The sequence below is a fragment of the Victivallis lenta genome (assembly GCF_009695545.1).
In the GTDB taxonomy this organism is placed as follows: Bacteria; Verrucomicrobiota; Lentisphaeria; order Victivallales; family Victivallaceae; genus Victivallis; species Victivallis lenta.
On the sequence record NZ_VUNS01000052.1, the window covers coordinates 1 to 12,722 of the forward strand.

Genomic DNA, 12,722 nt, shown 5'->3' on the forward strand with positions numbered 1-12,722 from the left:
TTGACGAAACAGACTTATCGAGGTATTTTTCATTACGGAGCCCTCCTTTGGGGTTAGGCAACCGTAATATACTGTTACGGACAAAGTTTGGCTCCGCCTTTTTGGCTAATTGTTAGGACACGTCTGACTTTTCACCTCTTTTCTTTCTGCACACGGCACACTCGCAGGGGGAACACCAGGCGGCCCAGCCGAACAGCTGACAGATGTTCCCGAATCTGCGGGCATGGTTCATGACGATGTAGCGGAGCGGATTCCACCAGCTGTAATTTGCTTTCGCAACCTTGTAGCCGTTGGTTTTGAAGCGGTTGTTGGATTCGGTGAATTTCTCTTTCGAACCGTCTGACTCATGCCACTCGATGTCGTGGATAAAGGCCACGACAGCGAGGCTCGGATGCAGGGTTGACACTAGCCCTCTCAACCACTCCGGAAAGGAGTCGGGTCCGATGCCGTTGTAGATGCTGGCAAGTTCGGTGATTTTGTATTTGCGGATGATCTCGCGGTTTTCGAGCTGAAGCTCCTCCGCCAGAGCCTTCAGTTCCTTGATTTCCTTAAGCCGGTTCATCTTCCTCCTTTACGTTATTGATATTGCGGCGGTTCCCAGACGATTTCCCCGTTGCGGACAGTCAGAACATCGCCCTCATCGCCGAGTTTCAGAGACCGGACTTTTCCATGCCTGACGAACAGAAGAGTCGGAAGGCTTCCCGCCGGCGGCAGAGAGTTCTCATCAAACGGATCGTCGTTGATGATCGTCCAGATTGTGCCGTCCCAGACATAGAGTTTCCCGGTTGCAATCACAAAGTAAAATTTGGGGAGCGGAGCGAGAATCGACGCCCGTTCCTCCTCTGTGTTCAGAAACACAATGTCCGCCAGCGGAATCCGAAGCGTCCCGTTGTCGTAGAATAATTCGCGCGAATCGGTCGCCACAATAAACTGTCCGTCATTTACGGGAGCGGTCTGTACCTGGAACTTTGTCCCAAGCCTCGGTTTGAAGTTCGGCATCATGCGCCTTCCACGGTCTGCCAGCTGAGCGGCGGAATATATGCCCCGTCACTCCTGACCTGAAGCTGGTTCTCGGCTTCGGCGGAGACTTTCAGAGTGGCAGTGATCGTTCCATCGGAAACAGCCACGGAAATACTCTCCGTTTCTCCCGCCTCATACACATCGATGAGGTCGCCGAGATCGACATCGAATTTCGTGTTGTCGGTCATCGTGAGGGAGAGAATGTGGGTTTCCGCATCGTAGGCGGCTGCGGCGAGGAACTGTTCGACAGGGAGATTGATTTCAATGGGAGTTCCACCGTTCGTCGTGAACGTGAGTTTCCCGCTTGCCCCGTCATATGATGCCCCGTCGACCAGCCCCGTGAGCTGAAGCGGCGTCGCGGAATTCGTCCCTTTTTTGACCGTGATCGTCTTGTCGGCATAGGTGACGTCGGTCACGGCTCCGCCCCCTGCGACGATATTTTCCACCGCGCCGTCAACATACTCTTTGACCGCCTTGGAGGTCGGGATCGCTTCGTCGGAATCGTCCAGAGTTGTGGAAACGGCAAGCTGAACCGTCACCCATGCGGAGCCGTTCCACGCTTTCCCCTCTTTGGTGGATGTGTTGACGTAAAGTGTGCCGACCAGTCCGGTGGCAGGAAACTCCTCCACCAGCTCAATCGGATGGGAATACGGAACCGTTCCCTTGTAAATCCGGTTCTGATCGGAAACAAAGTAGAGAGTTCCGTCGTCTTTGGGATCAATTGCGGCATACTGCGCTGAAGTAAGGATGAAAAATTTGACTGCGGACATGGAGATACCTTTCAGTTTATGGTTTGCCAGTTGAGGGTTGCTTCATTGTTGCTGATCGTGATTCCTCCGGAATTCAGAATCACGCGGACATGGGAATCGTTGAGTTTCGAGCTCTCGGCGGCGAGTCCGAGCAGCAGCTCTCCGGAGGTGACGGCACTTTGACGGACAGTGTCCCAGTAAACCGCCGCGCCCACGCTGAAAGCACAGCGCACCGGTTTCGTCACGTCGAACACTCCGGAAAGAGCAAGACTGCCGAGTGTTCCTTTTTTAACAGGAATTCTTGCCACGCCGATGAGGCCGTTCCGGATTACGATCTCACCGGCTGCAATATCCCTTTCCGGGACAAAATCAATCGACTCGCCGCGCTGGATATAGCGCGCCTGCATCGTTTACTCCGAAACAACCGGTTCGAGTTCCAGCGCCGGATCAATATAGACAAACCCGGAGGAGCTGAACCAGCAGAAGTAGATCCGCACATCAACCGGATTGTTTTCGACCAGATCCAGCGGAATTTCCAGACACTTCTGCGTCAGATTCTCATCATTGATCCATTCGGAGGCGGAATCATCGACCCAGCGTCCGTGGATCGTGCTCCAATAGCTGCTGTCGTTTCCGTCGCTGTCCCGAACCGTGGCGGAAACGATCAAGCGACGAAACATATCGCTGTCGTCCGTATAACCTTTATAGGCGATGTGCATTTTCAGAAGATGCCGTCCGCTGGTCGTCGGAAGCAACTCCATGCCCTTGAAAGGTTTGCGACCAAGAACCATCGTCCGGGTGGTGTTGTAGTTGTTGTTGTAGAGTTTCAATGCCGCGGCCTCGCCGCCGGTACGATGAACGCTCCAGGTGTCGGCGATACCGTTCGGACAGCGGAAACAGAAATGCCCCTCTTCCCCCTCATTGTTGCAGCCGAACCCCTGATAGATGTAGTAGTCGTTGTCACTCCGATAGGTCAACGGGCGAAGCGCAATATTGCATTTGTCGGCAAACACATTGGCTCGGCTGCTGTAATCCGTTCCGACGGCCGGTTCCTGACTGTACAGATAGGCGGGATTGTCAATATTGATAAACATGTCCTTGACGCGGACATGGCTGGCATCGTATGCCCAGAGCGCATATCCGGGGAACCAGGTTTCCAACTTGTCGATATCCGCAACCGTATTGTAGCAGGTCATGGAGCCCTTCAGTTTCGCATTGGTCAAACGCGCGTTGTTGATGTACAGCGATCTCCCACGCGGATTATTGACCGTAATACCGGTTACAATCGGAACTTTGGCGAAAATTCCGCCATCATCCCGATCGAATTCAAGATAAAGCGCAACATAGTTGCTCCCGGAATTGGAGGCATCGGAATAGCTGATCGGGGATCCGATGGCGTTTTCCTCGTCCTCGCAGAAGTTGATCGTGATGTTGCGGACATCTTTTTCGATTCCCGGAACATAATTGGAGCTGTAACAGTCGTACAGTCCGACCGCCGGAGCGGTGCAGCGCCAGCAGCGGGGAATATTGACCGTAATGTCCGATACCGTGAAATCCCGCAGATAGGAGAAATAAATCAGGTTGTTCTGAAGATAGAGATTTGCAGGACGCACTTCACTCAGGCCCCGGTCCGGCATATTGACGGAAATGTTGTGAATCCGCGCATTGAGATACCCGGAAATCCGAATCAAACAAGGAATATATTCATACGTCCCGTTGAAAATAAGCTCCTGGGAAATGTTCCGGATCTCGCACTCAATACCGTCGTCACTGTTCTCGGAAAGACAGAGCGGATAATATTCATAAGAACCGTAATTCAACGGCGAATAGACTTTCACATCTTCCACATGCAGAATTTCCGGGAAGCGGCAGTAGATCCCGTGGCAGTTGCTGGAATTGCCCGTAATCGCATAATTGATGACGCAGTCGCGAATGTTCAGCATCCGGGCATAGTAGATGTAGACATACGATTTGAGGCGGCTCTTTGTCAGTGCTCCGCCTGCGTATTCCGGGTTGTCCACATCAATGCCCTTGCTTCCGAACTTGCAGTGTTCAAACGAAACGCACATTTTGTACTCATTGCTGTTGTAGAAGTACAGCATGTAGTTGTTCGAGTCGATGCCGTCCCGGAAGAGATAGACCCGGTGCATCAGGAACACCATCAAATTCGGAAGCTGGAAACGACCGTCCGCGACAACGCTTTTCACATTGGCATACTTCGCCTCGTCCGCGCCCCAGGCGTTCTTTGCCTCCTCCGGGACAAAGTCATACATCAGATCGGAAGGATTCGGCATCCCGAGAAGAAGCAAATTTGTGATGTTGGTGTTCTCGCCGTTCGGGATGATCACGGCGGATTCCTCCGGGGTCCGGCGAATCAGATAGCAGGTCTTGTCCGTGAAATCGGCGGCGCTTGCGGGAAGCGCCTTCAACGCTCCGGCGGGAGTGGTTCCGTCTCCGGGTGCTTCAATGGACGGATCAATGTACACCACATTGAAATCGACATTCGAGTAAATCATTCTGCGTATACTCCGATAAAGGTGGAATAAGGTTCAAAAGCCGGGAGTTCCGGCAGGACGGTGATATGGACGATATTTCGACCGAGATTTCCGAACGGGGAGCCGCCTCCGTTTGTCCAGGGAGAAAGACGGGTTCTGCCGTTGATGATGGAATAGTTGCTGAACTCCTCGCGGGAAAGCTCGGTCTCGTTAAAATTTACGATGACTTCGCCGTCAACCCCCTTTCTGATCGTTGCATTTTCAAAGACGATCCGTGTCACTTTTGCCACGGAGGTGTTCTGGTCGGCAACAAGGACGTCGCCGTAGGTCGCCGCATCATCGCCGAGATATTTGATCCATTGCGCATCGGCAAAGTCTGACCAGACGGGATTGGCGATCGGCGTCCGGGAGATGATTTCCGCGCGATACTTGAGCGAATTTGCCGGAGTCAGGGAAAATCCCTGACCGTCGTTCTGTGCCGCATAAGCCACATAAAGGTAAGATTCCGTGCCGGGGACGCCCTGAACTCCCTGTGGAATGGAGAAGTTGAACACGGCATTATGCCCGTCTCCGGAATTGGTGACGGACACCTGAGAGCCCGGTGTTCCGGTGGAGACGGTTCCAATCCTCACGCTTGCGGCATCGCCTTTGACTCCCTGTGGAATGACGAAGTCGAATACGGCATCGTGTTCATCGCCGGAATTGGTGATGCTTGCCGGAGTCGTTTCCGCACCGGTCGTGACGGTTCCGATCTGGATCGTGGAACGAAGTCCGCGTGGACCGATGATCAGCGGGAGCGGATCGCTCCATTCCTGGCCGACCGCCGCATTCCGAAACCGGTAAAGTCTGGCTGTCTGAGGGACTTCCACCTTTTCTTCCGTTGTGCTTTCCTCGCCGGTCTCCTCGTCTTTGACGGTCACTTCGCGGATCGGCGAGAAGGCATACCAGATGGAACCGTCATCGGAAAGCTGAACTTCCAGTTTTGCGGCGAAAAGCGCCCGGATCTGAGCGGCGGAATAATTTCCATCCGAAACCGGAACGGGGGAGCCAGTCCCCGCATCACCTCGACGGTTGCGGATGCTGATGTTGAACTGGATCAGGAATCCCGGAGTGGTTTCGCCGACTTCAAATCCGGCAAGTTCACAGCCGAAGTTCTTGCTTTCCACAGCCCCCAGAGCGGAAATCAGTTCCTCCGTATTGGTTTCCGTCAGTGGAATATGGACTTCATTTCCGGAAACGGTGATTCCTTCTGTAACCCGGATTTGCGGAGGGGTTGCGGTGTTCCAATCGTCCGCGATCACAAAATCCCAGGATGCATAAGCGGCAAGGTCGCCATTGAACGGTTCGCCTTCCGCATCAAGGAGTTTTAGAATCAGCTCCGCACGCATTCCGCGTGTCAGCGCAGGCAGTGAGCTGATCGTCTGATTGTAGGAATCCACGAGACGGGCATTGACGCTGTCCGCCCGCAGATACATCGTGATGATCTGCATAAAAAACCTTTCTCATTGAAATTTGAATCCGTTTTCAACGGCGAAGTCCAGGATGCAATAGGCGATTCCTTCATAACCGGTCTTGCAGCTTCGTCCAAGAGTCCTGGAATAACCAGAAACGTTTCCGTCTGAATCATAATTTGTTCTGTAATCGCTTACAGGCACGCTGGAATTCCGGGGAATGTCATCGACATTTCCTCCGATGGAAATATCCATCTCCATATTCGCCGACCAGTGCGTCCGGATGGTGCTGACACCAAGGGAAAGGCCGCTGCTTCCCAGGTCAAGGACGCTTTTCTGCAGCACCGATGAATAGGAAACTGGCCCACTTGGGGCTGACACTTTGTACCGAAATATCAAGTCGCACTCCGCTGTCGGATGCGGACGCCGGGCTGTTTTGATAACAATGCTTCTGGACTGCGCATACCCGCAGTATCCCCTCTCTCCGTCAGAATTCCTGTAATAGTCCGTATTCCCCGACCATGAATAAAATTCCTGCGGGAAACTGGAAAATGTTCCCGAGTAGGGTTCTCCCTCCAGCGCTTCTCTCAATGCCGTGGAAATGGATTCAGAAAACGGGGGATCATGTTCCGCGCCAGAACGGGAAAGGTAAGTACCGGAAATACCAGAAAACTTCACCGCAGTCAGTTTGTTAATTGCGTTTTTCACCGACTTCAGCCACTCTGCCCATCCCGCCGCATTGGAACTGCCAGTTCCCGGGCATTCACAAATCCGGCATCCTTCCGAGTTGACCAAATCATAATAGTCCCACATCTTTGGGAAGTCTGATAGATCATCTTTGTAGTCGTCGAACTCCATATTCACAAAATTCGGAGCAAGTCTATAGATTGCATCCCGGATTGTATTTATGGCTGCTATACTCCACGGTCGGTACTGGATTATGGAATACAGTACCTCGTTTGGATTCTGATTTGTCAGGATTGCACGCTCTATAACGGCCTCAAGGATTGCACGGTAATAGTCGACATTTCCCGGATCGGGAGATTCCCAGTCCATGCCTTTGTCATCCCAGGAAACGGGAGGTGTATATTGAATCATCTCCATATCGCCACCTCGCCGAGATACGCGACGCCTGTTTCATCGCCCTGAACATAGTCGTAAAACGAAAGTGTCCGGTTGGAGCCTGTAATTTCAGAATCTTCCGGTTTGCAGAATTGGAAAGTCACAGCCTTTTCCTTATTCGGTTCTTCGCCCTCCCACCATCCGGATGGGCTGTTCAGCTCTCCCAGAAGCCATTTCCCGTTCTCATACCGAATTCCTCCGTAGGAGAAGCGTCCGTTCTTCTTTTCCAGAGAGCGAATGTAATAATTGGAACTGCTGTCCCGCCAGCGGGGAAGACCGAAATATTTCTTCCCGGAAACACCGCCTTTCGGTTCATATTCTCCAAGCTGCACTCGATAGACGCTCTGCCAGCGGGGGAAATCGAAATAAACCGTCTTGTTTGCTCCACCTCCGTTCCGGTTCGTCCCGCGTGGCTGAAGATAGCTGTAGCTGTTATCTTTGACCGACGGAAGCGAACCCGCGTGAAAGGCGTCTCCCTCATATTCCCGGGTCTCTGAATTGTAGTTTTCCTTCGGCTCATATCCCGGAAACCGGTTGTGGAGAATCCAGCCGTAACTCCTGGAATAATAAAAAAAACTTGAACCGTATTTCCAGTAGATGTATCCGTTCACATCATTGAAGACTGGAGAATAGATGGCATTGTCAATTTTCAACCGATAGGTCCAAAGATTCTGTGTAATGACATAATACCCGAGATTGCCGTTGTCCGTGTTGAAGGCAAGCAGCCCGGAGTCAGCCTCGATTCCACGCCAGAATCCCTTTTGCGGGTTCCAGTTCGGAATCGTCGGACTTCGCAGTTGCGTCGGAACATATTGAAAACTCATGTCTCATTTCCCCCTGTCGTCTGAATTGCAATCCGGTGTCCGATGATCCAGCTTCCTGCGGGAATGGTGGAATTCAAGGCAAGTTCGGCGACATAGAGAATGCCGGAGCCGGTACTTGCATTGTCTTTTCCATCGGCAAAAAGCTGGACATTGTAACCGGCTCCGGTACTGCCTCCAGTCACTTTACAAAGAAAAACTTTGTCTTCCGTTCCACCACCGCCGGATCCCGCGCCTCCGAGCTGAAGCATGCACCACTGACTTCCGGTATTTCCGGCCTTCCAGAGAATCCGGGCGACACCGTTTTCCGCCGACTGCATTGCCCCGGAAGCATTCCCGATCATCGGTTCGGCAAATTTATGTTCCGGATCCAGAATGCTCACCTTTGCCGGGACAATTCCCAGCAGAAGTGCCCGGCCGATTTTTCCCGCATCGACAGGTTCCAGAAGCACCGCATATGGATATTCCTCATAGGCGTTGGTCACCTTTCTCCCGAGAAACGCCGGGCACTTCCCGGTAAATTCCGGTTCGTTCGCATCCGGTCGGATCAGTACATCTGTGATTGCCATGGCAGAAAACCGGGGAAACAATGTGCTTTCCCCGTTTTTCAGCAGAACCACGCCGCTGTAATTGCCGTTTCTGAGCGGACCTCCGCATTGGTCGGACTGGAGATTTTTTACATATTCCGCCGCATCGATAAACGAATTCCAGGTCGCGGCTTTGATCTGAATCGGATCGCCTGTCTGTACTTTGTTCATTGCTTGATCCCCAATCCGCCGAAATCAGCGGCCTGATAGACACGTTCCACATAGGCCGATTCCGGCTTTTTGACGAGACTTTTCTGATCGGAGGAAACCTCATCGGCATAACGGACCCAGAGGTAATCCCAGCCGAGTTTCTCCTTGATGGTCAAGTCACCGATCTTCAGATTTTCCCGGTTCGGCGAGACCGCGAACCGGAAGGTGATTTCCCAGTCATCATCGGAATGTTTGCCGCGACGGCTTCCGCTCGCACCGAGAAAAAGGACTTCGCCGGGAGCATACCCTTTGAATTTTCCGTTGTTTACGGTTCCGGTCAGTTCCGCGAGGCGTTTCTTGTAAGCGGTAGATACTTTCGAAGCCCGGAAATAGTGAGTTTCCGAGAAATTCATGACCGGCATCGTGATGTCGATCCCGTTCACATTGCCTTCCGAATCCACGCTGATCGCGCCGCCGTAATCCGGGGCGTCCGATGGAGTTTTGGACACCGTCGCAATGCTCTGATTGACATGTTTGCTTCCGCCTCCGGTATCGAATGCAAAACTCGGTTCCGGTTCGTTGTCTCCATTGCCTCCGCCGAACACATCCATCTCATAGGTGACCAGAACCTTGAAGATGTCCTGATTGATCCGTTCAGAGATTTCCAACGTCTGACGAGTCAGGTTCTCCAGTTTCTCCGGCGAAGCCTCCCGAACCGCGTTCAGCGCGGCAAGTTCCTCTTCCACTCCAAACACCAGATACGGAACTTCCGCCTGGGTCAGAAAACCGGAATAGTCCATATATTCATTCAGATCGTAAAAACATTTTTCCACCCGGATTTCGTTTGCCATAAAAACTCCTTTCCATCAGGCGAATGTTCCCATGCCGTTTTGTTTTTTCAGCAGAGTGTTGGTTTTCTTCGTATTGGCAACAATCGTTTCTGTTGCTTTTGCGGTCCGGTCGGCGGCACTCGATTCCCCCAGATTTTCCAGCGCGGCGGCAAGGAAGGCCCCCTGCGGTTTCGACACTTTCTCCGCCGCCTCCCGGGTCCCGTCCTGAGCCGAGCGCAGACGGTCGGAATATTTGTCCACCATCGACTCCGCACGGCTGTAGGCGCTGTGAGCGTCATCGAGTTTTTTTCGTTCGTCATCATCGATTTTGCCGTCCGCCTGCGCATCCTGAAGTTCCTTTTCAAACTGCGCTTTTGCCGCCGCCGCTTCTTTCTGATATTGAGCAATCAATCCTTCCAGCATCTGCTGTCCGGCGGCTGGGTCGCTTCTCAGCGTTTCATCGATTTTTCGATCCTGCGCCGCCTCCTCGCGCCGATCCTGAATGCTCTGTTCGGACTCCTGAAAGCGCTCCTGATAGGAGGCAACATCATCCTTCATTTTCCGAGCGGCTTTTTCCCGTGCCTTGGCGATCCGGTCTTCCGCTGTCTGATCCGCTCCGGCGAGTTTCCCCTCCAGTTCCGCGATCTTCGCCTTGTCCTGTTCTTTTTCCGGCTTGGACTTCTCATAATCCAGCATCGTCTGAATCAGCTGTTTGTATTCGTCGCGAAGCGCAATGATGTCGTCGATCTCGTTTTCAAGTTCAGTTTTGCGTTCCCGTGCAAGCTGTTTGTCAATTTCGGCGACACGTTTTGCGGCGGCGTCCGCGTTGTCGGATGCCGCCTGTCGGCGTTGTTTTTCCGCCTCGACTTTTTCCTCCGTGGTCGCTGTTTTCCCTTCTTCTCCGGTTGTTGCGCCGGGCTTGCTTTCCTGAACCGCCTGACGGCGTTTCTGCAATGCCCAGATTTTCTGCCGATAAGCGGATGCTCGTTCTCCGTTGGCTTCGATTTTCTTCTGCGCTTCTTCCTGCCTGCCGGAGATCTGCGACCAGAGGTTGTGATTCCAGTAAGAGAGCAGTGCCTCATCTTCCGCCTGGAGCTCTTTGAGGTTGGCTTCCAGTTCGGCGATTTCCGCATCCAGCTCTCCAAGTGTCGCAGCTTTCATGGCTTCATTGAACTTGTCCTGCGCCGAAGCGGCAAGATTCAGTTTCCCGGTGATCGTATCGATTCCGAGCCCGAGGTCGTTGTAGGCTCCGTTCAGCGCATTGACGATAGTTTGCGCTTCCTGCTGTTCCGCAGCGGTCAGCTTTTCCTGTTCCGCCAACTGCTTGAGCCGTTCCAGCTGAGCAAGATGCGTCTCCTTCTGCGGATCGTTTCCTGCCTGAATGATTTGTGCGGCTGCGGTAAATTGCCTCTGTGCTTCCGTCAAGGCGACGATACGTCCCCTGGCCGTATCCACGGAAAGTCCGAGGTCGCCGTATTTTGCTCTGAGCTGTTCCAGCAGGGTGTTTGCCTCCGCAATGCCGGACGCGTCCAGCTTCGGCATTTGAGAAAGTGTCTGCAGACGGCTGACCTTGTCCGCATCCTCCGTCCCGGAGACTTTGATGGAAATATCCCGGAGACTTGCAGCGACGCTGTTGAGCTTGACGATCTTTCCCGCAGTCCGGTCGACCGCAACTCCGAGATCGCCGTATTTCTTCGACAGTTCGCCGATCAGGCGTTCCGCGTCGTTCTGCTGATCCACATCCAGTGTGACTTCCAGAGACAACGCTTTCAATTCCCGCAACTTGTCAAGGTCGCCGCTGTCCTTGACAGAAAGCTCCATGGCTCCGATGCGGGCACTCTCCGCATTCATGGCTGCAATCTTTCCAGAGACCTTGTCCACAGTCATTCCCAATGAGCCGTATTTCGCTTCCAGCTCGGAAATCAGCCGCTCCGCCTCTTCCTGCCCCTGCACATCCAATTTTGCCTGAATGGAGAGGGCTTTCAGACGATTGAGCTTTTCGATATCCTCACTTCCGCGAACTTTGAATGAGAGGTCACTGATCGCTCCGGCTACGGTGTTCAGACGTTCAATCTGTCCCGTTGTCCGGTTTACAACCAATCCGAGATCGCCGTATTTTTTTGACAGTTCTCCGATCAGGCGTTCCGCATCATTCTGTTGCGGAATCGTCAGATCCAGCTCCATGGAAAGAGCTTTCAGCTGATCGAACTTCGGCAGGTCGCCTGCGTCAATTTTCGTTGAGAGTCTGATTCCCTCCAGACGCTCGGCTTCTTCCGATAATGCACGAATCCTTCCCCGTGCACGATCCACTTCCAGTCCAAGTGCGCCGTATTTGGCGGAGAGTTCTTCGATCAGAGCAGCAGCTTCATTCTGTTCGTCCAATTCAAGGCTGACTTTGACGGAGAGTTCCTCCAGGCGCGCCATCTTTTCCAGATCATCGGCGTTGCTCACTTTGAACTTCAGCTCGCCAAGTTTTGCCGCAGCACTGGAAAGAGCCGTAATCCGCATGGCGTTGTCGCTGATCGTGATCCCGAGGTCGCCGTATTTTTTCTGCAGTTTGGATGCCAGCATACGAGCTTCCGCCATCTCGGCATTCGTCAGTTTCTGCTTTGCCGCCAGCTGCTGGAGCCGTTCCATGCGGATTTCATCCGTTTTGCGGAGCTGGTCTCCCTTTTCCCGAAGCGTGCTCATCTTGTCCGAAAGCTGCGCGGTATAGGATCCGGCGCGTGAGAGATAGATGCACACACCCGCCAGAACCGCCCCCAGCGCAATCAGCGCAACCGCCACCGGGTGAGCGGCAATAAAGCTCATGACCGCTCCCAGAGCCAGCATTGCCGCCGCCGCGACCTTGGCTGCCGCCGCCAGCAGGAAGTTTCCCGCCGCAACGGCGGAAACCGCAATCACAGCTTTCAGATTCGCCGCCGTGAAAAGCGCGGTCACGGCAATTCCGGCTTTGCGGACCTGATTCAATGCCACAGTTCCCGCTGTGCAGAGCGCTTCCGCAACTGTTTGCGCTTTCACTGCGACAGTTGCCGCAATCGATGCGGCCGTACAGGATTTCAGAGCACTTGCCATGGCCGTCCAGGCTGTAGCCAGTGCGCGTCCCGCCGCCATGGCTCCTTCTGCGACAGCCTGCGCCTTGAGTGCCGCCGCTGCCGCGATGGAAGAGAGTGTCAATCCCTTCAGGGCGTTCGCCATGGCCGTCCAGCCCGAGACCAACGCCGTTTTCACCGCTGCCGCCGCTTCTGCCGCCGCCTGAGCTTTCGTCGCGGCGGTTGCCGCGATGGCGGCTAAACTGAAGTTTTTCAGCGCACTTGCCATGGCCGTCCATTTTGCCGCCAGTGTCGACTGCGCGGCAGCCAGAGCTTCTGCCGCCGCCTGTGCTTTGGTCGCAACGGCTGCCGCCAGCGCCGTGTTCCGGAATGAGGCAAGGGTTTTCGTTACGGCCTGCCATTTGGCTGCCAGTGCCGACTTCGCTGCCGCGGCGGCTTCGGCAT

The 12,722-nt window shown here is 53.8% G+C and carries 10 protein-coding genes and 1 pseudogene; 1 reads left to right on the top strand and 10 read right to left on the bottom strand.

Annotation, left to right across the window (positions count from 1 at the left end; translation table 11 throughout):
* Positions 1 to 112: 112 nt before the first annotated feature.
* The 8 genes from FYJ85_RS22355 to FYJ85_RS22390 all read right to left on the bottom strand — a co-directional run bounded on the left by FYJ85_RS22355 (position 113) and on the right by FYJ85_RS22390 (position 7,661).
* Entirely contained in the window at positions 113 to 562 is a 450-nt protein-coding gene (locus tag FYJ85_RS22355) for a hypothetical protein (protein WP_154420907.1), read from the bottom strand.
* A 14-nt stretch (positions 563 to 576) separates the two neighbouring features.
* Positions 577 to 924 carry a hypothetical protein gene (locus FYJ85_RS22360; RefSeq protein ID WP_154420908.1) on the bottom strand — a complete coding sequence of 116 codons (348 nt, stop codon included), beginning with the start codon at positions 922 to 924 and terminating at the stop codon, positions 577 to 579.
* A 74-nt stretch (positions 925 to 998) separates the two neighbouring features.
* Positions 999 to 1,790, bottom strand: coding sequence for a phage upper tail fiber protein (locus FYJ85_RS22365; RefSeq protein ID WP_154420909.1), 792 nt, complete (start codon positions 1,788 to 1,790; stop codon positions 999 to 1,001).
* Positions 1,791 to 1,801: 11 nt separating this feature from the next.
* On the bottom strand, positions 1,802 to 2,176 hold the full coding sequence (locus tag FYJ85_RS22370) for a DUF2190 family protein (RefSeq protein ID WP_154420910.1): 375 nt from the start codon (positions 2,174 to 2,176) through the stop codon (positions 1,802 to 1,804).
* Between the two features lie 3 nt (positions 2,177 to 2,179).
* Positions 2,180 to 4,285, bottom strand: coding sequence for a hypothetical protein (locus tag FYJ85_RS22375; RefSeq protein ID WP_154420911.1), 2,106 nt, complete (start codon positions 4,283 to 4,285; stop codon positions 2,180 to 2,182).
* Positions 4,282 to 5,754 carry a hypothetical protein gene (locus FYJ85_RS22380; RefSeq protein ID WP_154420912.1) on the bottom strand — a complete coding sequence of 491 codons (1,473 nt, stop codon included), beginning with the start codon at positions 5,752 to 5,754 and terminating at the stop codon, positions 4,282 to 4,284. The genes FYJ85_RS22375 and FYJ85_RS22380 overlap by 4 nt, the downstream gene beginning before the upstream one ends.
* 12 nt (positions 5,755 to 5,766) lie before the next feature.
* Positions 5,767 to 6,819 (bottom strand): hypothetical protein, encoded by a 1,053-nt coding sequence (locus FYJ85_RS22385; RefSeq protein ID WP_154420913.1) that lies wholly within the window; start codon positions 6,817 to 6,819, stop codon positions 5,767 to 5,769.
* Entirely contained in the window at positions 6,810 to 7,661 is an 852-nt protein-coding gene (locus FYJ85_RS22390; RefSeq protein WP_154420914.1) for a hypothetical protein, read from the bottom strand. The genes FYJ85_RS22385 and FYJ85_RS22390 overlap by 10 nt, the downstream gene beginning before the upstream one ends.
* Before the next feature lie 35 nt (positions 7,662 to 7,696).
* Here FYJ85_RS22390 and FYJ85_RS23440 point away from each other — a divergent pair, with 35 nt between their 5' ends.
* Complete coding sequence (locus tag FYJ85_RS23440; RefSeq protein ID WP_206213410.1) at positions 7,697 to 8,452, top strand: hypothetical protein; 756 nt, start codon at positions 7,697 to 7,699, stop codon at positions 8,450 to 8,452.
* Here the strand turns inward: FYJ85_RS23440 and FYJ85_RS22400 are convergent.
* Together FYJ85_RS22400 and FYJ85_RS23445 are read right to left on the bottom strand one after the other, a co-directional pair.
* Positions 8,413 to 9,246 carry a hypothetical protein gene (locus tag FYJ85_RS22400; RefSeq protein ID WP_154420916.1) on the bottom strand — a complete coding sequence of 278 codons (834 nt, stop codon included), beginning with the start codon at positions 9,244 to 9,246 and terminating at the stop codon, positions 8,413 to 8,415. The two genes, FYJ85_RS23440 and FYJ85_RS22400, sit on opposite strands and share 40 nt — an antisense overlap.
* Positions 9,247 to 9,261: 15 nt before the next feature.
* Positions 9,262 to 12,722: pseudogene (locus tag FYJ85_RS23445) on the bottom strand (hypothetical protein); the annotation flags it as partial.

Excerpts from the sequence above, each read along its gene's own strand:
- FYJ85_RS22355 (WP_154420907.1), bottom strand. The coding sequence starts at position 562 with ATGAACCGGCTTAAGGAAATCAAGGAACTGAAGGCTCTGGCGGAGGAG.
- FYJ85_RS22400 (WP_154420916.1), bottom strand. The coding sequence starts at position 9,246 with ATGGCAAACGAAATCCGGGTGGAAAAATGTTTTTACGATCTGAATGAA.
- FYJ85_RS22370 (WP_154420910.1), bottom strand. The coding sequence starts at position 2,176 with ATGCAGGCGCGCTATATCCAGCGCGGCGAGTCGATTGATTTTGTCCCG.
- FYJ85_RS22375 (WP_154420911.1), bottom strand. The coding sequence starts at position 4,285 with ATGATTTACTCGAATGTCGATTTCAATGTGGTGTACATTGATCCGTCC.
- FYJ85_RS22380 (WP_154420912.1), bottom strand. The coding sequence starts at position 5,754 with ATGCAGATCATCACGATGTATCTGCGGGCGGACAGCGTCAATGCCCGT.
- FYJ85_RS22390 (WP_154420914.1), bottom strand. The coding sequence starts at position 7,661 with ATGAGTTTTCAATATGTTCCGACGCAACTGCGAAGTCCGACGATTCCG.
- FYJ85_RS22385 (WP_154420913.1), bottom strand. The coding sequence starts at position 6,819 with ATGGAGATGATTCAATATACACCTCCCGTTTCCTGGGATGACAAAGGC.
- FYJ85_RS22365 (WP_154420909.1), bottom strand. The coding sequence starts at position 1,790 with ATGTCCGCAGTCAAATTTTTCATCCTTACTTCAGCGCAGTATGCCGCA.